Origin of the sequence: Paraburkholderia sediminicola, assembly GCF_902859805.1 — a bacterium.
In the GTDB taxonomy this organism is placed as follows: Bacteria; Pseudomonadota; Gammaproteobacteria; order Burkholderiales; family Burkholderiaceae; genus Paraburkholderia; species Paraburkholderia sediminicola.
This window is the reverse complement of record NZ_CADIKC010000018.1, coordinates 57,202-80,425: the sequence shown is the minus strand read 5'-3', so window position 1 is coordinate 80,425 and position 23,224 is coordinate 57,202. Positions and strand designations below refer to the sequence as shown.

22 protein-coding genes and 1 pseudogene are annotated in these 23,224 nt (G+C 58.3%); 14 read left to right on the top strand and 9 right to left on the bottom strand.

Annotated elements, in window-relative coordinates; all coding sequences use genetic code 11:
- Positions 1–13 precede the first annotated feature (13 nt).
- Positions 14–736, top strand: coding sequence for an OmpA family protein (locus R8871_RS36070; protein ID WP_175054681.1), 723 nt, complete (start codon positions 14–16; stop codon positions 734–736).
- Positions 737–908: 172 nt separating this feature from the next.
- On the opposite strand, the gene R8871_RS36065 is transcribed toward R8871_RS36070, so the two are convergent.
- Positions 909–2,180 (bottom strand): trans-sulfuration enzyme family protein, encoded by a 1,272-nt coding sequence (locus R8871_RS36065; protein WP_246287999.1) that lies wholly within the window; start codon positions 2,178–2,180, stop codon positions 909–911.
- Positions 2,177–3,403 (bottom strand): MFS transporter, encoded by a 1,227-nt coding sequence (locus tag R8871_RS36060; RefSeq protein WP_175054701.1) that lies wholly within the window; start codon positions 3,401–3,403, stop codon positions 2,177–2,179. Before R8871_RS36060 ends, R8871_RS36065 begins: the two co-directional genes overlap by 4 nt.
- A gap of 150 nt (positions 3,404–3,553) precedes the next feature.
- Here R8871_RS36060 and R8871_RS36055 point away from each other — a divergent pair, with 150 nt between their 5' ends.
- Together R8871_RS36055 and R8871_RS36050 are read left to right on the top strand one after the other, a co-directional pair.
- Positions 3,554–4,348: an AraC family transcriptional regulator gene (locus R8871_RS36055; protein ID WP_175054680.1), complete on the top strand. Its 795-nt coding sequence runs from the start codon at positions 3,554–3,556 to the stop codon at positions 4,346–4,348.
- Positions 4,349–4,808: 460 nt separating this feature from the next.
- On the top strand, positions 4,809–5,168 hold the full coding sequence (locus R8871_RS36050; protein ID WP_175054679.1) for a VOC family protein: 360 nt from the start codon (positions 4,809–4,811) through the stop codon (positions 5,166–5,168).
- A 142-nt stretch (positions 5,169–5,310) separates the two neighbouring features.
- Here the strand turns inward: R8871_RS36050 and R8871_RS36045 are convergent, their stop codons facing one another.
- On the bottom strand, positions 5,311–6,204 hold the full coding sequence (locus tag R8871_RS36045; RefSeq protein ID WP_175054678.1) for a LysR family transcriptional regulator: 894 nt from the start codon (positions 6,202–6,204) through the stop codon (positions 5,311–5,313).
- A 115-nt stretch (positions 6,205–6,319) separates the two neighbouring features.
- Here R8871_RS36045 and R8871_RS36040 point away from each other — a divergent pair, with 115 nt between their 5' ends.
- A complete protein-coding gene (locus R8871_RS36040) occupies positions 6,320–6,931 on the top strand; it encodes an NIPSNAP family protein (RefSeq protein WP_175054677.1) in 612 nt (203 codons plus the stop codon).
- Positions 6,932–7,059: 128 nt separating this feature from the next.
- Complete coding sequence (locus R8871_RS36035; RefSeq protein ID WP_175054676.1) at positions 7,060–7,497, top strand: YciI family protein; 438 nt, start codon at positions 7,060–7,062, stop codon at positions 7,495–7,497.
- A gap of 1,006 nt (positions 7,498–8,503) precedes the next feature.
- Here R8871_RS36035 and R8871_RS36030 read toward each other — a convergent pair.
- Positions 8,504–9,544, bottom strand: coding sequence for a GlxA family transcriptional regulator (locus R8871_RS36030; RefSeq protein WP_175054700.1), 1,041 nt, complete (start codon positions 9,542–9,544; stop codon positions 8,504–8,506).
- A gap of 109 nt (positions 9,545–9,653) precedes the next feature.
- On the opposite strand from R8871_RS36030, the gene R8871_RS36025 reads away from it, so the two are divergent.
- The 8 genes from R8871_RS36025 to R8871_RS35990 all read left to right on the top strand — a co-directional run bounded on the left by R8871_RS36025 (position 9,654) and on the right by R8871_RS35990 (position 16,329).
- Positions 9,654–10,187 (top strand): tautomerase family protein, encoded by a 534-nt coding sequence (locus R8871_RS36025; RefSeq protein WP_175054675.1) that lies wholly within the window; start codon positions 9,654–9,656, stop codon positions 10,185–10,187.
- Between the two features lie 85 nt (positions 10,188–10,272).
- Entirely contained in the window at positions 10,273–10,695 is a 423-nt protein-coding gene (locus tag R8871_RS36020; protein WP_175054674.1) for a hypothetical protein, read from the top strand.
- A gap of 7 nt (positions 10,696–10,702) precedes the next feature.
- A complete protein-coding gene (locus R8871_RS36015) occupies positions 10,703–11,167 on the top strand; it encodes a MarR family winged helix-turn-helix transcriptional regulator (protein WP_175054673.1) in 465 nt (154 codons plus the stop codon).
- 78 nt (positions 11,168–11,245) lie between these two features.
- The gene (locus R8871_RS36010; protein WP_175054672.1) at positions 11,246–12,238 is read left to right on the top strand and encodes a carbon-nitrogen hydrolase family protein; all 993 of its coding nucleotides are present in this window, start codon (positions 11,246–11,248) and stop codon (positions 12,236–12,238) included.
- A 66-nt stretch (positions 12,239–12,304) separates the two neighbouring features.
- Positions 12,305–13,369, top strand: coding sequence for an alpha/beta fold hydrolase (locus tag R8871_RS36005; protein ID WP_217468937.1), 1,065 nt, complete (start codon positions 12,305–12,307; stop codon positions 13,367–13,369).
- An 85-nt stretch (positions 13,370–13,454) separates the two neighbouring features.
- Positions 13,455–14,390 (top strand): SDR family NAD(P)-dependent oxidoreductase, encoded by a 936-nt coding sequence (locus tag R8871_RS36000; RefSeq protein ID WP_175054671.1) that lies wholly within the window; start codon positions 13,455–13,457, stop codon positions 14,388–14,390.
- Positions 14,391–14,490: 100 nt separating this feature from the next.
- Positions 14,491–15,843 carry an epoxide hydrolase family protein gene (locus tag R8871_RS35995; protein ID WP_175054670.1) on the top strand — a complete coding sequence of 451 codons (1,353 nt, stop codon included), beginning with the start codon at positions 14,491–14,493 and terminating at the stop codon, positions 15,841–15,843.
- A 147-nt stretch (positions 15,844–15,990) separates the two neighbouring features.
- Complete coding sequence (locus R8871_RS35990; RefSeq protein WP_175054669.1) at positions 15,991–16,329, top strand: muconolactone Delta-isomerase family protein; 339 nt, start codon at positions 15,991–15,993, stop codon at positions 16,327–16,329.
- 412 nt (positions 16,330–16,741) lie between these two features.
- Here the strand turns inward: R8871_RS35990 and R8871_RS35985 are convergent, their stop codons facing one another.
- From R8871_RS35985 to R8871_RS35975, 3 genes and pseudogenes are all read right to left on the bottom strand, one after another.
- Positions 16,742–17,215, bottom strand: a complete 474-nt coding sequence (locus R8871_RS35985) for a DUF6130 family protein (protein ID WP_175054668.1) — start codon at positions 17,213–17,215, stop codon at positions 16,742–16,744.
- A gap of 597 nt (positions 17,216–17,812) precedes the next feature.
- Positions 17,813–18,157: pseudogene (locus R8871_RS35980) on the bottom strand (fatty acid desaturase); the annotation flags it as partial.
- Positions 18,158–19,058: 901 nt separating this feature from the next.
- A complete protein-coding gene (locus tag R8871_RS35975; RefSeq protein ID WP_175054666.1) occupies positions 19,059–19,370 on the bottom strand; it encodes a hypothetical protein in 312 nt (103 codons plus the stop codon).
- Positions 19,371–20,179: 809 nt separating this feature from the next.
- Between R8871_RS35975 and R8871_RS35970 the strand changes: the two genes are divergently transcribed.
- A complete protein-coding gene (locus R8871_RS35970) occupies positions 20,180–20,425 on the top strand; it encodes a hypothetical protein (protein WP_175054665.1) in 246 nt (81 codons plus the stop codon).
- A 429-nt stretch (positions 20,426–20,854) separates the two neighbouring features.
- Here the strand turns inward: R8871_RS35970 and R8871_RS35965 are convergent, their stop codons facing one another.
- Together R8871_RS35965 and R8871_RS35960 are read right to left on the bottom strand one after the other, a co-directional pair.
- Positions 20,855–22,180: a PQQ-dependent sugar dehydrogenase gene (locus tag R8871_RS35965; RefSeq protein ID WP_175054664.1), complete on the bottom strand. Its 1,326-nt coding sequence runs from the start codon at positions 22,178–22,180 to the stop codon at positions 20,855–20,857.
- 171 nt (positions 22,181–22,351) lie between these two features.
- Positions 22,352–23,071 carry a Crp/Fnr family transcriptional regulator gene (locus R8871_RS35960; RefSeq protein WP_175054663.1) on the bottom strand — a complete coding sequence of 240 codons (720 nt, stop codon included), beginning with the start codon at positions 23,069–23,071 and terminating at the stop codon, positions 22,352–22,354.
- Positions 23,072–23,224 lie beyond the last annotated feature (153 nt).

The following is a 23,224-nucleotide window of genomic DNA, read 5'->3' as shown; positions in this document are numbered from 1 at the left end:
TATGGAGAACACAATGAAGCAGCTTTCTGGATGGAGTTTATCGCTGAGCCTGGTTTTTCTTGCGGGGTGTTCGAGTGCTTCCGGGCCGACGTTTAACGCATATACGGTCACGGCCGCGGATGGCTCGCGGCTTCATCAGGTCGAATGTCATGGGATATTCGAAGGACCTGCTACCTGCATGAAGGTCGCCGAGCGGATATGTCAGGGAGAACCGGTTCGCCCGCTGCAGAAAGTCGGACGCCTTCTGCCAGACAATGATGAAACCGATGTCACGCGGCGGCTGACCTTCGCGTGTGGTGACGCGCCGACTACCCCGGCTGCGGCGGCCGCGCAACCGGTGGCGCCTGTGGCGCAAACGGTCGATCAGTTCGTGTTGCAAACCGATGCCCTGTTTGCTTTCGGCCAGTCCAGTCTGGCTTCGATTTTGCCGGGCGGCGCGGCCAAACTCGAGCAGGTCATCGCGCGTATCAGGCAGCGAACGGGTGTTCAGTCCATTTCGGTCGTAGGCCATACCGACCGCCTCGGGTCAGATGCGCTCAACCAGCCGTTGTCGCTGGCCCGTGCGGAGACGATAAGGGAATACATGATCAAACGTGGGCTCGACGGTGAGGTGATTCATGCGACGGGAGTCGGGTCCCGTGATTCAACAACTCAATGTCCGGACGGCGGGAGCAGGGCAGTCATCGCTTGTCTTCAACCGGACAGGCGGGTCTCCATCGAAGTTCGGGCGCAGTGAGATGGCTCAGTGCCGAACTGGTTCGCGATGAACGCGCGAACCAGTTCGGTGCTACGGCACTCGAACGACCGCAACCCGGCTCTCACGGGCCATTTCTGAAAACTTCAAAAGCACTCGAGGAATGGCCTTACGCGAATATCGGGAACAATATTGTGCAAACCATCGCGTGACGTTAGGAGTGACTCCGCGCCGACGCTTCGTCAGCCTGCATCACGAATAGCGCGCTCGCCAGGTCATTGCACAAATCCTGGGAATCTTCCAATCCGATGTGCAGCCGCACAAGTCGTGGCGCATCGGCAGATCCGGGCAGAGCGCGCAGATGGTGAGGCACCGCGGGCATGACCAGACTTTCGAAGCCACCCCAGCTCGTCCCCAGACTGAAGAGCGAAAGACCGTCGATAAAACGGGCAAACGCGGCTTCGCTACAAGGAGCGAGCTCAATCGTGAACGGACCCGCTGCACCCGAAAACTGGGAGAGCCACAGCGCATGACCCGGGTCAGTTTCCAGCGCGGGGAAAAGCACACGTTGGACCATCGGTTGAGTTTGGAGCCATTTTGCAACTGCGAGTGCGGAGCTTTGATGGCGTTCCAGACGCACAGCCAGTGTGCGCAATCCACGCATCGTGAGCCAGCAGGCATCGGGGGCAGCGTGAGCGCCGCTGCGATCACAGTAAGCACGAACAGCCGACAGCGCGTCCAGGGTGCCGGTGATGAGGCCAAGCAGCAGGTCAGAGTGCCCGTTGATGAACTTGGTGGCGGCGTGCACGGAGATGTCAATTCCGAGCTTGTGTGCGTCAAAAAATAGCGGCGTTCCCCACGTGGAGTCGCACGCCACCACAATTCCACGCTCATGGGCAGCGGTACAGATTGCGCCCACATCAAACATTTCCATCGTCAACGAAGCAGGCGTTTCGATGAATACAAGACTGGTGTTGTCACGTAGTAGAGAGGTTACATCGACACCGGCTGCGAAAAACTCTACGGAAGTTCCGGTTAAAGCCAGTTCCTTCTCGCAGAACACACGTGTCGGTCCGTAGACACCATCACTAAGCAGGATGTGCCGTCCGGGACCTGCATGCGCTCCAAGCACCGCAGTTATTGCGGAAAGTCCGCAGCTTGTGGCGATGCAGGTCTCAGTGCAAGCCAGCGTCGCAAACGCGCGCTGCAGTTCGTATGTAGTGGACGTACCTGATCGTCCGTAACGAGGTCCATCGAACACCAGCCCACGCTGCGCCTGTTTGTAGGCCGCGAGCGTGTCGAATACGGTGGTCGATGTGCGAACAAGTGGCGGGTTGACCGAGTTCGCTGCCCCGGCGCTTTCGCGGGCCGCGTGAATCAGGAGCGTGTCGATATGCATAGGATGATGTGAACAGTTGGTCTTGATTGGCAAACAGGCTTGAGTCAGGGGCGTGCGAAAACAGCAGCCTCTTTTTTCATCGATCACGCCCTGTGAATGCCCTTAGGCAAAAGGACCGCCACGACGCCCAACAGAGGTAGGTAAGCGATGGCCTGGTACACGAATGCGATGCTGGTCCGGTCAGCGAGGATGCCGAGTACTGCCGCACCCAGACCGCCCATGCCAAACGCGAAGCCGAAGAAAAGTCCCGACACCATGCCAACCTTGCCCGGCATCAACTCCTGCGCATAAACGAGAATCGCCGAGAAGGCAGAGGACAACACCAACCCAATGACGATAGTCAGCGCAGTCGTCCAGAAAAGATTGGCATGCGGCAGCAGAAGCGCGAACGGCGCGACGCCCAGGATGGACACCCAGATTACCGGCTTGCGTCCAATGCGGTCGCCAATTGGGCCACCGAGCACCGTACCCACCGCGGAGGCGAACAGGAAGAAGAACAGGTATAGCTGTGCGTTTCGCACCGTCAGGCCGAAGCGCTCCATCAGGTAAAACGTGTAGAAGCTGCTGATACCCGCCAGATAAAAGTACTTGGAGAAAATCAGCACGAGCAGCACCGCCGTAGCGCCGATCACCACCTTGCGCGAATAGGGGGACACGATCGTGAGTTTCTTGCGCTCATCCGTGGCGATGTGGCGCGAGGCATACCAGTGGCTGACCCACAGTAGGAGGCCGATGCCAAGCATTGCCGCCAGCCCGAACCAGGCCACGCTGCGCTGGCCAAAAGGCACAATCACAAGAGCCGCCAATAACGGCCCGATGGCAGTGCCGGTGTTGCCGCCCACCTGGAATATCGACTGCGCGAAGCCGTGCTGCCCACCCGATGCCAGTCGTGCGATGCGTGAAGACTCTGGATGAAAGATGGACGAACCGATACCCACCAAGGCCGCCGCCAGCAGCACGAAACCAAAGTTGGGCGCAAAGGCCAGCAGAATCAGCCCGATCAGCGTGGACATCATCCCGAAGGGTAGCGAATACGGCTGCGGCCGACGGTCAGTAAAGAGGCCCACTAGCGGCTGCAACAGCGAGGCAGTGAGTTGGTAGGTCAACGAAATCAATCCGATCTGACCAAAGCTGAGCGAGAACTCACCCTTCAGGATGGGATACATCGCGAGAATCAGCGACTGCATCATGTCGTTGACCATGTGCGAAGTGCTGATGGCCGTCAGGATGCCGAAGGCAGGTTTGGACTTCTGCTGTGTGGCGGTGGATGTGTCCCTGGCGTCCAGGGCTCCAACTGCGTTAGTCGTCATGTGGATGCCTTTCACTCTGGAATAGAAGCGACCCGCAGTTCGGGAAGCGGGAGTCGCTTACCCCGGTATGAGACCCGGTGTGACAGAATTGTCGAAAATTTCGCTTCTCCTGTCTCGCGCCAATCCACCAGCCACTATCGCAAAAAGGACATGGACACATCTCGCAGGCCAAAGCCCCTGACTCGGACGCTCAGGGAAATCGACGAGGCGCGCTCACCCGTAACGGGCCTAGCCACCGACTACCCGGTCAATTGGCATATCGAACCGCATGTACACACCAGGCATCAGCTAATCTATGCTGTCCGCGGTGTAATGGTGGTGCAGGCCGAGGCTGGCCGCTGGGTGGTGCCGCCCACCCGCGCCATCTGGATGCTGGCCGGTATGACCCATGAAATTCGTTGCATCGGCGAAGTGCACATGCGCAGCTTGCAGGTGACGACCGATGCCGCGCCCAAACTGCTTGGCGAGACCCAGGCCGTAGGCATATCGCCTCTATTGCGTGAGCTCATCCACGCCGCAATGGAGATTCAGCAGCCTTATGTGTCCGGCACCCGCAACGCCCGTGTCATGCGGCTGATTCTGGACGAACTGCGAGCGCTGCCAGTACTGCCGTTGCACCTGCATATGCCCTCAGATGCGCGGTTGCTGCGGATTTGCGAATTCCTGCAGCAGCAATTGGACGACTCATCCACCATGGCGGATTGGGCGCGGCGCCTCACGGTAGACGTGAAGACCATCCAACGGCTTTTCGTGAAAGAGACCGGCATGACCTTCGGTCAATGGCGGCAGCAGGCTCGGCTGCTGCGGGCGCTGGAGCTGCTGGCGACCGGAGAGAAGGTTATCGACGTTGCTCTGGCACTGGGTTACGAAAGCCCCAGTGCTTTCGCCAACATGTTCCGCAAGCAGTTCGGTCAGACGCCCAGCCAGTTCTTCGTCGAAGGTTGAGTTTTCGTTGCAGCACTAACGATAGCGGTCGCGAAACGTCGCAACCTTGGTGAAACGCCAGACGACAATTTCTGGTGTTTGCGACGCGGCACGCACACGCAGACCGTCGAAGTGCGCAGGCGTTATATCGCCATTCATGCCAGTGCGCGACTCGAAGCAGCGCAGCAGGGTTTCGCCTCGCCAAGTGCGTCTGTCACCGATCAGGCAACGGTCGATTGGTTCTTACTCTTACTATGAGGGACCGCTGTGAGTCGAACGCTGCCGAGTACAAACGGCATGTGTAACTTTGCCGGAAATCTGCTTACAGCCTGGTTTTGCGAGATCGTCTTACCGTATGCCATCGTTGCAGGCTGGCGCCGCTGATCCCGCTGCTAGACTTGCACCGTGCAAGCTTATTCCGCTCCTGTTCCCTTTGCGTTATGCCGAGGGGTTCCTAAGGTATTCACGCGAGATTGCCGACATGCAGCCGAGTCTCACCGCCATACTGCCCTGCAATGATCTTGATCGCACCGAAGCGTTTTTCGCACGGTTAGGCTTCAGACGCGAGAAAAGCAGTCCTGATGACTATCGAATGCTCGCCGATGGCTTCGGTGGGCAAATCCATCTCAATCCTGCTGTCGAAGGGTGGCTCGTGCCGGGGCGCAATCCGTTCGGGCTTTACCTTTACCGTGAGGATGTAGACGAACTCGCCGCTGTGTTTCGTGGCGAAATCCTCGGAAACGGCGACCCGAGCGACAAACCGTGGGGCATGTACGAGTTCGCCCTGAACGCACCTGACGACGTGTTGGTTAGAGTGGGATGGCCGACGCGCCTCCGCTAGTCCGAGTGCCCGTTCAGGATTGGGCAGGATTCCAGGGTGACTCGTCGCGCAACGCTCTGGCGCCGGTCGGCTACGGGATGGCAGATTGTTTACCATCAAGGAACCATCGTTGACTCCCCATAAAAGGCGTAGAGCACGTCATTCAGCCATGGCGATTTTGTGAGGAACCATCTTCATCTGCGTAATGCGGTTCATGGCTAACGCAACGCACCAAAAAGTCCATCACTGCCTTGATCGATGGCGTACGTCGCAGATCGGGATAAGTAACCAGCCAAAGGCCCGTCTCAGGCGGCTCGAACCCAACGCGAAGCCTGACCAGCTCAGCATCGGTATCGCCGATCATCGTGGGCAGGACCGCGACGCCGACACCGTTGCGTGCAGCCATCTGCTGCCCAATCACATCGTTTGTTTCGAATACGATGGGTCGGCTGTCCAAAAACTGCCGCAGCCAGTTTTGATGTCTCACGTGGTCCAACGACGAGTCATAAGCGATGAACTCCCATTGTCCAGGCGGGCGAGCCGCATAGGCCAGGTTGGCATATAGACCGAATCGGATCGTGCCTATCCGTCGTGCGACGAGGCTGCCCTCCTGTGGCTTGACCATGCGAATGGCGATATCTGCGACGCCTCTGTCCAGCGGTGCAATGTCGGGAGAACCTTCCATGACGATCTTCAAGGATGGATGCGATTCGCGGAATGAGCGCATGTGCGGTGAGATGCAGTAGTTACCGATCGTCGGAGGCACGCTGAGACGGACCGTTCCAGACAGTGCGGACGATGCCCGCAGCGCATAGGCCTCGACGGTCTGTGCGCAGTCGACCATCGGTCCGGCCAGCATGGCGATGGTTTTTCCATCCTCGGTCAAACGGCTGCTGCGGGGCAGCCGATGAATCAGTTTCAACCCGAGCGCGGTCTCTAGCGACGTGACACGCCGACCAACGGTGGCGTGTTCGACCGATAGCTCGCTGGCAGCGCCCGAGAGCGAGCCGGTGCGCGCCAGCACGAGGAAATAACGCAAATCTTGCCAATCGTACATAGCTAATTTTTGACAGAGACTGTGAACAAATAGGGAATTCTCAAGCAGAAGGGGTAAGTCTAATCTTGTCCTTCAGCGGACGTCCGATGGTTCCTTACTGACTCTGGAGAAGTGAATGTTCTATGAACTAACTACCCTGTCGTCGCATATTCTCAAGCTGGCCCAGGTGATCGCGAACGCGGAGGGTTACCTCGCTCATGCAGAAACCACAGGGCGCTGGCTCGGTGCATGGACCTCGGAAAATGGACGACTAGGGAGCGTGCGTATCCTTCGCAGCTTCACCGACGAAGAGGAACTGGCGCAAGAAAGAGTACGTGCGCTACATCATGCTGACCCGTTCGGCGCGTTCGATAGTGAGTGTACGATCGAGATGGAGAGCTACGCCGGTTTTCCATTCCTGGCTCCTGTCGAACCGGGTTCGTTCGGCAAGTATTATGAGTTTCGTACCTACTGGCTAAGGCCGGGGGGCCTGGCGCCAACCATCAAGGCGTGGGAGGCTGCGATGCCTGAGCGCTCGAAACGGTCAAGCCTGACAGTGAACATGTACGCGCTTGATGGCATACCGCGCATCACGCACATATGGCCTTGGGAAAGCCTCGATGAGCGCATCGCGATACGCGCAAAGTCGTTCGCTGACGGGATCTGGCCGCCGAAGGGAGGTCCTGAGCAATTCTATGAGGCGACATCCACTATCTGGATGCCGACCGTCAAGTCGCCGCTGCGGTGAACTGTCCGGACGATTCCTCTCTCCGGAACGGACGTTCACGGATTCGGCGCGAGAGGCCGCGACGTGTCGATTCGACGACCCTTCGTTCGTCGTGGTTCTGCAGCACCATTCAACTCAGGAGAACGACGATGCGTTTCATCATCACAGCCCAGGCAAGCGAAGAGAAAAAGGCGCCGGATGCCGGCGGCGGTTTGGACGAGGCCCTTCTCACGGCGTACATGAAGTTCAACGAAGAGATGTACCAGGCCGGTGTCCTGGTGGCTTCAGAAGGCTTGAACCCAGCGGCGCCCGGTGCGCGAATTGCGGTTAGCAAGGGGAAGCGCCACGTCGTTGATGGCCCGTTTGCCGAGTCCAAGGAGCTGGTCGGTGGCTTTTACATCATCGAAGTTGGATCGCTTGAGGAGGCGATTTCCTGGGCATTGCGCGCGCCATCCGGTCTCGGAACGGACGACGTACTGGAGGTGCGTCAACTCACCGGAGCGGGCGACGTCCCGCCGGAAGTCCTCGACATCATCCGGAGAGCGGCGCCGACCTGGAGCGAGTCGGTTTGGCAGGCGCGCAAGTGAAGGCCACGTACGGAACCGCCAAATTGCGATTCAGTCGGGCGCTTGGGCCGACATCCGCAGGCGAATCACCGTCTGCGGCTCAGTGTCAGCGTAGAGCGACCGCATTTCTCGCTAGCCCTATCCGTCAGCAAGAATAAGGGGAGGACGTGTTGGCGCATGCTCTGCGCTCCGAATTATCGTGTTGGTGCTTCCTCGGACGGTATCGACACCGGGATGCCGGAGACAGATAAGTCACTGTGTAAACGTACAGTATCGCGGATTGCGCGTAAAGACATAGACTTACCATTCCGACACAAACGCGGAGCGCGCCATGGTCACCAAGACCGTCCGCCGGACATTTTCCGGTTTGACTTCGGCGTTTTCGCCAGGTCCGAAGGGCAAGCAAGGGGTCGCATATACCCTGAAATCGGCCCAGCAACGCGCCGACGAAGCCTGGAGGCGCACGACGCACGGAGTCCACAGTTCCCCACTCAGTAAAGTTCCCAAAGCCTGATTTTCGGAAACCAGAAGCAGGACCGAGCCTGCCGTTCGAATTAGCTCTCACTGAAGCCGGAGACGAACCATGACTGCGCCGCAAAAACTTTACGGTGTGACGCTGAAGCCCCAAGCCAGGGCCCCGCGCAAGCTGATCGAAGTCCCCGACCCCGAGGTGCGCCCGGACCTTCTCGAAGCCGTTCGCCGAGCCGTGGTTGAGAATCGGGAAGCTGGGGAGCGACGACCCCGAGAATAATTCGATCGAGTATGGTGGCCGTGGCATAGGCGATTTGAACTACGAGACATAGCCGCTCGGATCTGAAAAACGATCGAATCGGGTAACCGGCGGGTACGGCGTAGGGAATCGCTCCACGGCTGAAAGCAGAAGTCGGGTGGCGACCAAAGGTAACGACTGACGATATGGCGCGGTCGGGGGGACTCCGCGAACCGGCTGTCAGATACAAGGTAGGTTCGTACGTCTCTAAACCAACGTCTCTTTCCGAGCCTTGACGTGTCTCTCGACCGCAATCGGTCAACGGCTAAGTTGGGTCGAACTGTGCCGGTTGTTGTCAGCCACAGAAGCGCGCGCAAAGCGCATTTGATACTCGCTCGGCGAAAGTCCGGTTTTACGCTTGAACAACTCTCGAAACGTACTGATGTCTCCATAGCCAACACGCTGGCTGACTATCTCAAGCCCGATGGGCCTCGACTCCAGCAACTGTTTGGCTACTTCTATGCGCAGGTTCTGCAGATACGTTAGTGGCGCAAGGCCTACTGCCTGCTTGAAACGCCGGTTAAGCGTCCGTTCGCTGACAGCAAGCCAGGCGGCGAGCTCGCTCAGCCGGAACCCCTCCTGAAGTGTCGCCTCCATGCGCTGTTGAGCTCGCGCGACGAGCGAGTCTACATGTCCGTGGTCGTCGAGCAGTTTCGCGTAAGACGCTTGAGAAGTCCGGTTCATGTCGATCAGTAGCGACTTGGCGGTCATCGCCGCAAGCTTGTCGCCGGCGAACATCTCTACCAGCCGTACGGCGAGATTGAGATACGACGTCACCGAACCGCCGGAGACAATGCCGTCCTGCCAGGTCAGGATTTCCCGGGCACGGAGTTCAACACGCGGATACCGCCGGGCGAAGTCAGCCGCGTTGGCCCAGTGTGTGGTGGCGACCCGGCCGTCCAGCAAACCCGCCTCGGCAAGCAGATAGTTGCCAGTGCAGTATGCAGCCAGCACGGCGCCTGCCTTGCGCTGGCGCCGTAGCGCGGAAGAGAGTGCATTCATCTGCTCGCGGCGGCCGATGAACTCATCCATGTTGGAAAAAAACGGGGCCGTCAGCAGGATGGCATCTGCACGTTTGCGCGGATCGATTTTGCCGTCCACCGGAATGCTCTGGCCCGACGCAGCCGTGACGGGCTGTCCGTCCAGCGATTCCACGCGCCACGCGAACATGGGTAAAGGTTTGGCCCCACGCGCGGCTAACTTGCCGTTCAGGTAGTTGGCGGCGCTCAGGACGTCGATGGGTCCCGCGACGCCCGACGCCAGAATTCCGTCATAGACCCAGATCCTGATCGTGATCATTTGCGTGTGTGTCTGATATTCCTCGAATAATGGCAATGCTGCCACTTCCGGGTGTGTCCGTAAAGGCCGATTATCGCCCCATCGAAACACCTGAAGAGGGAACGACATCATGCCAATGATCGACGCACTGTGGCCCGACGACGCCTTGACGCCAGAAGCGGAAGCACGCCTGGTTAAAGAACTGACTGACATCCTGATCAAGGCGGAAGGCTATGACGCGGCTAATCCGATTGCGCAAAGCGTGACGGTGCTTCATCTCCATCGGCCGGCCGCGATATTCGTCGCAGGAGAACGTTCGAAGGCGGCGCGCTACCGGATCATTCCGTCGGCGCCAGAGGGGCAATACACGGCAGAGTCACGCAGCGCATTGGTTAAAGCGGTGACGGAAGCGGTGGCCCGCGCCGAGAACCGACCGTTCGAAGAGGTCGCGCCACGCGTCTGGGTTTTTCCGACGGAGATTCCGGACGGCACCTGGGGCAGTCGCGGCGCCATCTGGACGCTCCCCGACATTCACGCAATTCTGGCCGGTGAGTCCGAGCGAAGCGTCGGCGAGGATCGACTCGCCCGCAGACGACGGGAAAAGGCACGCATCACGCTGGTAGCCGCAGTCGATGCCGCTAGCGTTGCGACTTCCATGTCCTGATAGCGTCTCTCGCGTTCTGTTCAGCGAGACGGCAGAGGGTGTCGCGCTCGCTAACTATTTCCATACTACCGATGGAGAAGCCGATATGAAATTCAACGATACCGCGCCAGTTCTTGAGCCTGCCGGCGACCTGCCGTTCTGGCTGGCAAAGCTGGCCGAAAATGCGACGCTTGAGGCGACTGTCCTGAAGCGTCCGGTGGAAGGGCGAGCGGACATCCTGGCGGTGATCAGGCACGCTGTCGCGCTCTACGAGTTCCAGCATCACAGCTACAAGGGCGAGATCGGCAACGGACTCTACATGGAGTCCTACCGTTCGCAGATTCAGGGCGTGCCGATCGAGACTCTGCTCGTGGCGCACATAAATGAACAGGGTGAAGCTGATTCCGTGGTGATCAACCATCGTCCGATGAATGCGGCGATTCTGTTTTCAAAACTGATGCGGGAGCGGGTCGATGAACGGTTCCGCGACCTCTATCTGGCAGGGCCGGAAGCCGACACCGAAACATGAGCCGATCATGTCTTTAGATATTCAAAACAAAGCAGGTCATGACGTCAGCGGTGAGATTGCGCAGAACTGTCTGCTGACGCGCACGCGGCAGATCTCCAGAGTTTTGACCGCGATCTACGACGAGGCGCTACGGCCGTTCGGCATTAACGCCTCTCAATTCAGCCTGCTTGTCCTCATTGTTGAGCTTGGACCTATCAGCCGCGCGGATCTGGGGCGCAAGAATCATCACGATCGGTCGACGCTTACAAGGAATTTGCAACCTCTCATCCTTCAGGAGTGGGTTTTCGAAGGTGCCCCTGAAAGCAATGGCCGCAGTCGGCCCCTTGCGCTGACAGGACAAGGCAAAGCATTGCTCGGCGACGCTGCGTCTGCGTGGTCGACTGCGCAGGCAAGCGCCAGATTGCTTGTCGGAGAGCCCGGTGCTAACGCGCTGATGGGCATCGCGGGCAAGTTACCGCAGCGCATGCGCTAATTTTTCTAATCATCAATGTTGCATATGCAATATCGCAAGGGCGCTCTGTGCCCGTTCTTATGAATCAAGGAGTTTGCAATGAAAGTCGTCAAAGCCGCAGCAGTCCAGATCAGCCCGGTGCTTTACAGCCGTGAGGCCACCGTCGCAAAGGTCGTGCAGAAGATCCACGAACTCGGCCAGCTGGGCGTGCAGTTCGCTACGTTTCCGGAAACTGTGGTGCCTTATTACCCGTACTTTGCAGCGGTCCAGACGGGCATTCAGCTTTTGTCTGGAAAAGAGCATCTGAGGCTGCTCGAGCAGTCCGTGACGGTGCCGTCTCCCGCGACCGACGCAATTGGCGAGGCGGCTCGCAAGGCAGGCATGGTGGTGTCGATCGGCGTCAACGAGCGTGATGGTGGAACCATCTACAACACTCAGTTGCTCTTCGATGCCGATGGCACCTTGATCCAGCGCCGGCGCAAGATCACGCCTACGCATTTCGAGCGGATGATCTGGGGGCAGGGCGACGGGTCGGGTCTGCGCGCCGTCGATAGCAAGGTCGGGCGCATTGGTCAGTTGGCATGCTTTGAGCACAACAATCCGCTGGCGCGCTACGCGATGATGGCCGACGGCGAGCAGATCCATTCGGCGATGTATCCGGGTTCCGCTTTCGGCGAGGGATTTGCGCAAAGGATGGAAATCAATATCCGCCAGCACGCACTGGAGTCCGGCTGTTTCGTCGTCAACGCGACGGCGTGGCTGGACGCCGATCAACAGGCGCAAATCATGAAGGACACGGGCTGCGAAATCGGTCCGATCTCGGGTGGTTGCTTCACCACCATTGTGACGCCCGAGGGCATGCTGATCGGCGAACCCCTCCGCTCGGGCGAGGGCGAGGTCATTGCCGATCTCGACTTCACCATGATCGACCGACGCAAGCTGTTGATGGACTCAGCCGGTCACTACAACCGGCCGGAACTGCTGAGTCTGATGATCGACCGTACCCCGACTGCGCACATTCACGAACGTGGCGTCCACGGCAAATCGATCGCAGAACAGGACTCGGACGATGTGAGCATCACGGCTGCCTAAGCATGTCGAATCGACCGCGGTACATGCCTTCTTTTAACTAACTCTCTAAATGTAGGGAGACGTACTTTGAAAGTCATATCGAGAATTGCCACTGCCGGCGCTGCGTTGGCAGCGCTGATGTTGCCCCTTGCGCCCAGTTACGCGCAGCCACGGTCCCACGTCGGCACTGATGCGACGATCGTGCATAAGACGACCACAGCGAAGAACGCCAACGTATCCGACGCGGCGTTGGTGAAGTCGCTGCCCGGATTCAGGAACGGCTACGCCGAGGTGGATGGCGTACGGCTGCATTACGTCGTGGGCGGCAAAGGCGAACCATTGGTTCTGCTGCCGGGCTGGCCTGAGACCTGGTGGACGTTCCACAAGATCATGCCGGCGCTGGCCGAGCAGCACACCGTCATCGCCGTGGACCTGCGAGGTATGGGTTCATCGTCGAGACCCGCCGATGGTTACGACAAGAAGACCATGGCCAGAGACGTCTACGAACTGGTCAAATCATTGGGCTATGACAAGGCCAGTGTTGCCGGACATGACATCGGTTCGGCTGTGGCGTTCGCATATGGCGAGAACTATCCGCAAGCCACCAACAAACTTGTGATGATGGAGTTGCCACACCCGGACGACAGCCTGATGTCGTTTCCGCTGCTACCGGCGCAAGGCGCCTTCAGCGACAAGCTGGGCACGGCGCGTCCTTACTTGTGGTGGTTCGCGTTCAATCAGGTGCAGGGGCTGCCGGAAAAGCTTCTGGCCGGTCACATTCGGGTGGAACAGGACTGGATCTTCAACTACTTTTTAGAGGACGCGAGCGCAGTAGACGCGCGCGACCGCGCCGTGTACGAGCGGGCGTACAACACGGCTGACGCGATCCGTGCAAGCAATGCGTGGTATCAGGCCTTCCCCCAGGATGTGATCGACAACAAGGGGTACGGCACGCTGCAGATGCCCGTCCTTGCATTAGGTGGCCCGGCGTACGGATGGATGAAGAAGGTCGTCGCGCAGAAAGCGGCGAATCTGACCGCGATGAAGGTGGAGAACAGTGGCCACTTCATTCAGGAAGAGCAGTCGGAACTCGTGGCCAGAACGATGACTGATTTCCTGCAAGACGATCATCAACCGGCACTGAAACTCTAATCCGACAGCCACTCCGCGGGATTCATTTCGTCCTTAAGTGTGCATATGCATAAATGCATGGGTACTTATCGAAGAGGTTAAAGATATGAAGATTCAAACTACACAGGATCGGCCGATTCTGGTCACGGGAGCCGCCGGCGCGATTGGTGGCATCGGCCGCAATGTCACCGAAATGCTCCTCGCCAAGGGACATAAGGTGCGCGCTCTGGTTCGTCGTGAGGATAAACGCGCGGAAGAATTGCGTCGGCTCGGCGCCGAGGTTGTGCTGGGCGATCTGACTGATCTCACCTCGATGCATCGTGCGATCGAAGGGTGCTCGCGCATTTATTTCGGCATGTCGATCTCGGCGAATTACCTGGAAGCCGCGGTCAACGTCGCTGCAGTGGCGCGTCACCATGGCATCGAAGCCCTCGTGAACATGTCGCAGATGACGGTCACGGAAATGAGCATCACGGAGACCACAAATAGTCCTCAGCACAAGCTGCACTGGCTTGCCGAGCAGGTCCTGGCATGGTCGGGGCTGCCGGTCGTCACGGTGCGGCCTACGGTCTTTCTCGAAGGCTTCTTTCTGCGTCTTGCCGACGCAGGCGTGCGTGATCGCGATGAACTGGTGTTACCGCTAGGTAGCAGCCGCACTTCGCCGATCTCTGCTGTCGATGTGGCGCGTGCCGTATCCGTCATCCTCGACGATCCGGCGCCGCACATCGGCCATGTCTATAACCTGACGGGGCCCGAGTCTGCTGATCTCGAACACTATGCGCGCGCTTTTTCCGACGCGCTCGGCCGGACGATCCATTACCGCGACGTGCCGCTTTCTGCGTGGACCAACACGCTCCGGGAAGTGGGCGTGCCAACGCATCTTGTCGATCACCTCGCCGTGATGGCTGAACTTCACACGCAGGGAAGATACGACCGCATGACGGACGATCTGTTCAAGCTCACCGGTAAGGCACCGACGAACATGCACGAATTCGTGACGCTCCACGCCGCTGAGTTCACTCGCGGTGAAACGACCATTTGATGCCTTCGTCTTCTGCAGACGCCGGCTTATTGCAATCGTTAGCGCGTGAGATCACGCAGCTACTAACCGAGGACCTGGCCCATCGCCAGTCGAAAAACCTATGTCAGACAACACCTTTCCCCAATCACCATCGCGCCGTCGCTTTGTTGGCGTGGCAGCGGCAGCCGTTGCTGCCGGCTCCCTAAGTCAGCTCGCGTTCGCGCAGACGAATCAAGCCATCACTGACGCTGCCTCGTCGACAGGTGCCGACAAGACCGCTGTTCGTCCGCTTCGTATCCATGTGCCCGAGTCGCAACTGACCGACTTGCGGCGACGCATCAAGGCGACGAGATGGCCGGATCGGGAGGTAGTCACCGATGACTCGCAAGGCGTGCCGCTCGCGATGATTCAGGAACTCGCGCGTCATTGGTCGACCGATTACGACTGGCGCAAGGTTGAGGCGAAGCTGAACGCGCTGCCGAATTTCGTGACTGAGATCGACGGCGTGGACATCCATTTCATCCACGTCCGTTCAAAGCATGAAAACGCGATGCCGCTCGTGGTCACGCACGGATGGCCCGGCTCCGTCATCGAGCAACTCAAGATCATCGATCCGTTGGTCAATCCGACCGCGTATGGCGCGAGCGCATCGGATGCATTCCATCTAGTGATTCCGTCGTTACCGGGTTATGGATTTTCGGGCAAGCCTAGAGAAGTCGGCTGGGGTCCGGAACGCACCGCACGTGCCTGGGTCGTGATGATGAAGCGCCTGGGCTATGCGAAATTCGCGGCGCAAGGCGGCGATCTCGGCGGCATTGTGGCCAACGTGATGGCCAAGCAGGCCCCGCCGGAGTTAATTGGTATTCATGTCAACTTCCCCGCGACGGTTCCACCAGCGATCGCAAAGGCACTTCAAGTCGGCGATCCCGCGCCAGCAAGCCTGTCGGCTGACGAAAGACTCGCGTATGACCAACTCAGCGCCCTGTCCAAGCGGCGCGCCTACGCATTGGAGCAGGGCACGCGTCCGCAAACCCTTTACGGACTGGCGGACTCACCCGTTGCATTGGCAAGCTGGCTGCTGGATCACCCGGACGGTTACGGCCAACCCGCAGCGGCACTCACCTCAGCGGTGTTCGGGCGCACGATCAACGGACACTCTGCGGGCGACGTGACACGAGACGACGTTCTCGACGACATCACGCTTTACTGGTTGACGAATACAGGGGTTTCCGCGGCTCGCTTCTATTGGGAATCTCACTTCAACTTTTATGCTGCCGCCGACGTCTCCGTCCCGGCTGCCGTGAGTGCCTTTCCCGGTGAGAATTATCAGGCTCCGCAGAGTTGGTCGGAGCAGGCGTATCACAACCTCATTTACTACAACCGACCCGAAAAAGGCGGTCATTTTGCGGCGTGGGAGCAGCCGAGGTTGTTTGTGGAAGAGGTTCGAGCGGGTCTGAGACCGCTGCGCACGTAACGGGGCGGAGGAGGCTCCGGCCTCCTATCTCTTGTGGCTAGCCTTCATCAGATTCCTGAGGTCGCGAGCCTGGCTCGTTTCGGTAACTTTGCTTGTCCAATTTCGTAAGCAACAGCCTCTGTGCTGATCATTTCTGCTGGAGTTTCCATGTCGCAAATCACCCCGATGCCAACCACGCCAACCACGAAGATATTGGCGATTGGCACCTTTCCGCCGGGCACGGACATGCAACTTGTCCAACACATTCTTTCGACCGAAGTTCGCGAGACGGCGCAGCTCTACCTCGAGGGCAAGATTGACCAGTGGTATTCACTGCAAGACCAGGCCGGGGTGGCGTTCATCCTGAACGTTACGGACGTAAATCAGGCGCATGAAATGCTTGAGGCACTTCCATTGGGGAAAGCGCACTTAATGACATTCTCGCTCCTCCCAATAGGCCCACTGAAACCGTTGAGCAAGCTTTTGAATCCACCCCCACCTCAGTAGAAAGCGCTGGAGTGTACTGGGCTACTGTTAATGTGCACCGTCGGTTTAACGTTCAATGAACCTGTTGGCCGACAGTTTTATACCGTTGACGTGCGCAGTTCAGCGTTACATGAACATCGACCGTGGCCATCCAGCGATGCGAACGAGAAGGGAAGCGACCGTTCGTTCGCCGGATCCAACGACCGTTTTCGGAAGCCACGAACGTCTCTTCGGGGGTGAACTGTGACGGTGGTCATCCGTCTTGGTGCGGCCACAACGCGACATTCGCGTGGGCGCAGCCCCCGCCATCCAGATGACAGCTCAGCGCGGCAGAAGGGTCATAGACGGACGCGTGTCGCGTGCCGACGCTCCTGGTATTCGGGCGTCGGACGTCATTCGCGACGGACTAACGGAGAGGCTCTTGTCATCGCCTTCAGTGTGAGTGAGGCGTGCCCTCTGGGACCGTGAACGTCACCGTCTGCCTGCACTCAGCGCACCCAGCGAATACGTGGTGTTGAGCGTCGACTAACTCGACAAGCATCTTGTGCTGACCGGGTGGCAGACCTGCCACGCTGATTGTATTGACGTCATTCGCTTCTACCCAACCCCAGGGCAGATCGTCGATATGTACGTGCAGATGCCCGATTCGTGGAGACACGTTGAGCGCGGCTGCCCCGAACACCGGTACGATATGCACGTTCTCCAGCCGATATTGGATCCAGACGATGCCGTGGGCCAATCCTGCGGGAAGCGGCGTGGGATCCACAATCAGTTTGGGTGGGGGTTCGTTATCGATGGCGACGTACGGTGAGGCCACGCCGACCGCCCCTGTGCTCTGGGCGAAGGCGGTCGTTGCGAGCACGGTACTAGCCGCGACTGCGGCAAGCGTCTTGATCAGCATGTTCATTTGCGTTCTGACTATTTGATCCCCAACGGGAAAAGTTTCGATTGGCTTGGCCTGAAATCGCCGGGCCGTGTCATGGCAGTTGCACGGATGTGACCTCCAGGGCTCTCCGACAGTCAGCCATCGGTTATAAATGTGATCCATTGAGCGGCCATCGTTACAAAATGGCCCGGCACGAAGAACACATCCAACCGATAGTGCGGTAGCAACCTGATATCCGAAGCAAGCCCAGTTTTTGAGGTGCGCTGTTCTGCTAGCGATGGGCGTATTTGAGCAGATGAGTGTATCCCGCTTGTGTCCGAAAGTCAGTTGTGTGTAAGCGCGTGTATCTCTTTCTGTCTGGAGATACGTTGGAGTACAAAAGGACAGTGCGGGACAGGAGGGAAGCCAGCGCCGAGAATCAGTTGCTGTTCGAAGTGATGCCCTGATTGCCGGTCATGGACAAGGCCATGACGATCCTCGACGACGCAGACGGAGTACTGGGGGAATGGCGAGGGCGGTAGCGCGATGATCCCGCGAGATCTCCGTCGCCGGTGCTGTGTGACTCGTTTCTACATTCTGCTTTGGATCTTCTGCAGCAACTGCAGATATCTCCGCTAACTACGCGACTTGGCTTGTGGTTTCGCGTTCAGCAGGAGCGGATAGGTGAGTTTCATGGCGAGCTCCGTCACGGACAACTACCATGAATTTTTCCTGCAATTTACCTGCCAAACCGATGGAAGCTGGCGGATCTTCTTGGAAGCGATCGGAGCTACCGCCAGCCACTGGATGCGCCACCGCAGTGAGTCCATATCGCGTGAACCATTCGCTGTAACCGTGTACAAGAAACTCTCCCGAGCGCTCTATGTACTGCTGCCGGGACGTTTCATAAACCTTCCGAATCGCAAACCAAGGCACATGCGGCAAATCATGATGCACCAGATGATAGTTGTTGTTGAGGACCAACTCAACATCGCGCACAGCCTTGCTGCTTGGGACTTAATGGCACATTGTTGAGTGAAAATTTTCATTTTTACCCGCCATTTACCCGCAGGACGTTACTGCTGTCTGCTGCGACGCTTTCAAGGTCCGGCTCGCTCAAGTCGCGGATATCGAGCGTTGCGAGCCAGTTGTGGTGCCCTGGCGACACGGGCTAATCTCGCCGGGGGAGCCAGCAAGCTTCTTTTGTCAGATTCGCCAAGAAGATCCTCGAGGAACAATTCGGTATCGCACCGAATGCGGCCACGGTCTAGCTCGGCTGCCCGGTAACGGGAGCTGCTCTGCGCGGGGCCAGGAGAGGACTCGAATGGCTGGTGTAAGTGTATAAATTAAAATGAAAAAATATTGCTTGCCGCGCGAAATATACGCACTCGTATACGCAAAAAATCCGGATGTTAACCCAGATTCTTCCGAAGTCTCTCCGGAAAGCTGACTTTTCATACTTTCATTTTAAGAAATGGGGTCATTCTCTTGCGATTCTCTGTGGCCAGGCAAGCCAAGCTTCAACGTCGGTACCGCTGATGGGACCGAGATCTTTCGTCTACTGGCCGGACCGTTGTGAGCCATCGAGAAGAAGGACTTGGTGAGCGCTCGGTTCGACGTTGTCCACGCGATTTGCACAGACGAAATCGCAAAGTGCTAAGCTAAATTGTTACTTGTCGCAAAGCGATTTGTTTCATAAAGCTTTCGAACATGTCAAACGTAATATCCGAACTGGGGTTTCTTTGCCCCAAGTGCCGCGTCCCAATGGAAGATGGTTGGGAAGTCCTTGCTGCGGGGGAGGTTCACCGCCTCACTTGCCAGTGCTGCGGCACCGAGTTCGACGGTTTGCTTGTCGAATGTCTCGCTTGTGGATTCGAAGACTTTATTACGAGCGTCTCGGCAATCGATCCACCACGGTATCCGCGCGGATCGTCTGCTCATCATCGAGCGTTCTGCCGCTCTGGCCACACATCTGCGTTCCAGATTCCCCCGACTCAGAATTGTTCAGGGTGACGCCGGTAACCTTGGCGACTTTTTGCCGGCAGACACGCCAGTTGACGCCGTTGTTTCCGGTGTGCCGCTGCGTTCCTTGCCTTATGCCGAATCCCACGCAATTGTCGAGCATTGGCGCGCAGTACTGCCAGTGGGAACGCTGATAGTCCAGTTCACTTATGCGCTCTCCGGCCCGTTGCGTCATCTTACGAACGGCTTCATCCAGTTGACGTCTGAAATCATCTGGTTCAACTTTCCGGCAGCCCGTGTAGTAGCACTCGAGTTATCGTGTGCGACCGCATGCGCGGTCGGACGTCACGGTAGGTTGAAGTGGTCGTCTGGCAAGAAGTAAGCGTGCCCGCTTTCAAATTGATTGTAGAAGACGCGCGTTTCGCGACGGAACCTGGCGGCCGTGCGTGCGTTGCCCGTGAGACCGCTATTGATGCAAGGTGCGCACGGTCATGCGTTCGAATGCGACCCGGTCGCCGTGCATATCGACCACGGCAATGTTCATTTTTCAGTTGTGTCTCTTTGCCAAGGCTTCGGCCGCTGAAAATACCCTGTTCGCGGCATCTATGCCAATCGACGTGCCATAAGGAATGTCGGTCGGCATCCGTGCCGGCGGCGCACTGGCGGTTGGTGGCGACGGTGGCGTCTGCGCCGCAGTGAGGGTCGCGCCGACGCACAGGGTCGTACATGCAGCGTGGCCGAGCTTACGCATAGCCGTGTCTCCAGTCGTCGTTCCGAACTGCGTCAATCGCAACGACCTGCTCAACCCGACTATTCCCTTCCGCACGTGGCTGGTCGACATCAAACGCATTCATCAGCCGCTCAATACGTTCAGACGAGGCGGCTGCGGAAACAATCGGACGCGATCCCAGAGAGGCGCTGTTCCCAGCGAGCCTTTACTGCCCGCGACTACGCGATTTCACGAAGGGGCGACCAAGTAGACGCCACCGTACAGACGGGAGAATTTCATCCGGGCCATGATGATCTCAGCTTCAGGAGGCCACCATGTATATCCAACTCTCGGCCGAAACTGTCCAGGCTCTCAAATCGCTCGATCGAATTCCTGATTCCGAATCGGAGATTTCGCGCACCATGACCAACGAACTATTGACTCTCGGGCTTGCGTACGAGTCGCGCACCGGCGGCGTCATCAATATGACGGCCGCAGGCCGACTGTGGCTCAACCAGCGCGCGGGGACGAGTTACGTATGGAACGAATTGGTGCTGCCTGGCGCGTTGTCGCGAAGTTGACCTTTGGATGATCGGAAGTCCCATCCTTACTTACCCTCGCAGCGACGTGTTCCTCGACGTACCGCGACTTTTTCGCCGACGCAGACGTCGACGGTCACGTCGGAAATTTTTTGTCCGGTAGTTTTGCATGGACAGCTTCCGCGGGGGCGCACGATACATGGGTGATGCGGCATTGCGAAATCTGCGTTGCCCTCGCCGGACGAGTCCATACCAGGATTCAAATCAAAAGCACTCCAATCTTTAAAATTGCGGAAACACCGCATATACGTTAAGCAGCGTCAACCCGGCCGGTCTTCTCATTGGCTATCCAGGGGCACCGGTGCGCGCTGTGCAGCTCGGATTGATCGAACGTTCAGGCTTCACACCGTCGCGCCTGCGGCGAGCCATGACCGACGGAAGGGTGGGCACGCAAGCAAGCCGCGGCGGCATTCATTGCCGACTGGCTGCGTCGGCAGGGGCTACACGCCAGACGGCATTGCCAACGTCGTCGGCCACCAGCAATGCCCCCCTATGGTCGATTGCGACGCCAACCGGTCTCCCTTCCGCATATCCGCCCGCAGTGAGAAAGCCAGTGACGAAATCTTCCGGCGCGGTGACGGGTTGCCCGTTCGCAAATGGCACGAACACGACCTTGTAGCCGCTATACGGCTTGCGATTCCACGATCCATGCTGACCGACGAATGCGCCGCCCCAATAGTGTTTGGGAAATAGCCGCGCCGTGTAAAAGACCAGTCCGAGCGACGCCGTGTGATTGCCCAGTGCGTAATCGGGAGTGATCGCTTGCGCAACCAGATCCGGGCGCTGCGGTTTGACTCGCGTGTCGATGTGCCGTCCATAGTAGCTATAGGGGAAGCCGTAAAACGCTCCGTCACGTACTGCTGTCATGTAATCCGGCACAAGGTTATTGCCCAGGTCGTCGCGTTCGTTGACCGTGGTCCACAACGCGCCGCTTTCCGGCTGCCACGAGAGGCCATTGGGATTGCGCAAGCCAGTCGCGAAGGGGCGCAGGCTTCCCGTGGCGACATCGAACTCGAGAATCCGGCCGCGGCCGTCTTCCGCGGCTACGCCGTTCTCGCCCGCGTTGCTGTTCGATCCCACCGTCACGTAAAGATGCTTGCCGTCGCGATCGGCGAGGATGTTTTTGGTCCAGTGGTGATTGATCGGTCCGGCTGGCAGGTCCGCTATTTTTACGCCCGGCGAACTCAGCGTGGTTTCGCCCGTTCGATAGGGAAAGCGAAGCAGCGCGTCCGAGTCAGCAATATAAAGTTGATCCCCGATTAGCGCCATGCCGAATGGCGAATGAAGGTTTTTCAGAAACACCGTTTGTGTCGCTGCGATGCCACTGCCGTTTGCATCGCGTAACAGTACAATCCGGTCCGGACTGGGCACGCCAGCCCCAGCACGTTTCATCACCTGCCGTCTGATCCACCCGAACACGCCGCTTCCTTCGTCATGCTCCTTGGGCGCATCGCTTTCGGCAACCAGTACGTCGCCATTCGGCAGCGTGTACAGCCAGCGCGGGTGTTCCAGTCCTTGCGCAAATGCCGTAACTGTGAATCCTGCTGGTGCAGTCGGTTTCGTATTGGCTGCGCGCTGGGCGACAGGCGCGATATTGACTGTTGGCGGTAAGGACGACTGCGGGGCGGCTAATGCCGGACTCGGGCCGAAGCCCGTATCTGTCGTTGCTCCCGGACCGAGCGCGCACGCCGCAAGGGGGAGTGTAAGGAAGCCAATGACAAAATCGGGCGCGCGCATGGGGTTTCCAGGTGACGATCTGTTGAATTAAATCCCCCGCAGCAATTTTTCTGCCTGCCCTATCGCGGGATGGCCCCCTCTGGAAGAAGAGCGGGGGAAAGCTGACCTTCAGATGATCTAAGGAGAAGGTGGACGATGGGTGACTTACCAGCTTTATAGAAGTTGACTCCGTCACATCGCCTTCAGATCAGGCAGCAGTCTTTCGCACTCTCTCCTGACAACGCGATAGCACTCGCACGCGCGCTTTTCGAGTCCAGCTCGGTCCAGCACCTCAATACGGCCATGGCTGTAGCGGATCAGCCCGGCATCCTGCAGTTTCACCGCCGCTTCTGTCACGCCGGCTCGCCGGACGCCAAGCATGTTGGCGATGAGTTCCTGTGTCATCGTCAGTTCATTCGATGGTAACCGGTCGATGCTAAGAAGCAGCCACCGACACAGTTGCTGGTCAATTGAGTGGTGCCGGTTGCACACGGCGGTCTGAGCCATCTGCGTGATCAATGCCTGGGTATAGCGCAGCAACAGACGTTGCACCGCACCCGCGCGATGGAATTCCTCTTTGAGGACATTAGCATCCAGTCGATATGCGCGCCCGGCGCTCTGCACAACCGCCCGGCCCGACGTGGTTTCGCCGCCCATGAAGAGTGCTATGCCAATCAACCCTTCGTTACCGACGACGGCAATTTCCGCGGACGCGCCGTTCTCCAGAACGTACAGCAACGAAACGATCGATGTCGCCGGGAAATAGACGTGGTTGAGACGATCGCCAGCCTCGTAGATGACCTGTCCCAATGACATGTCCACCGGCACCAGATGCGGAGCGACGCGTGCCCACTCCGACTCGTCCAGCACCGCAAGAAGGTGATTACCGTTTCGATTGTCTTCCTTCAACATTTGCCACATTCCTCGCAGATTGTCTGGAAACCGCACCGTGTCGCCGACCTGTTCCTGTGCGTGACACATCGATGTGGATATTGGAAGCAGTGCGCATAGTACGTCGAGCATGGGAGCGCGAGTCTGTTTTCACATCAAACGCGTCCTCGCCGG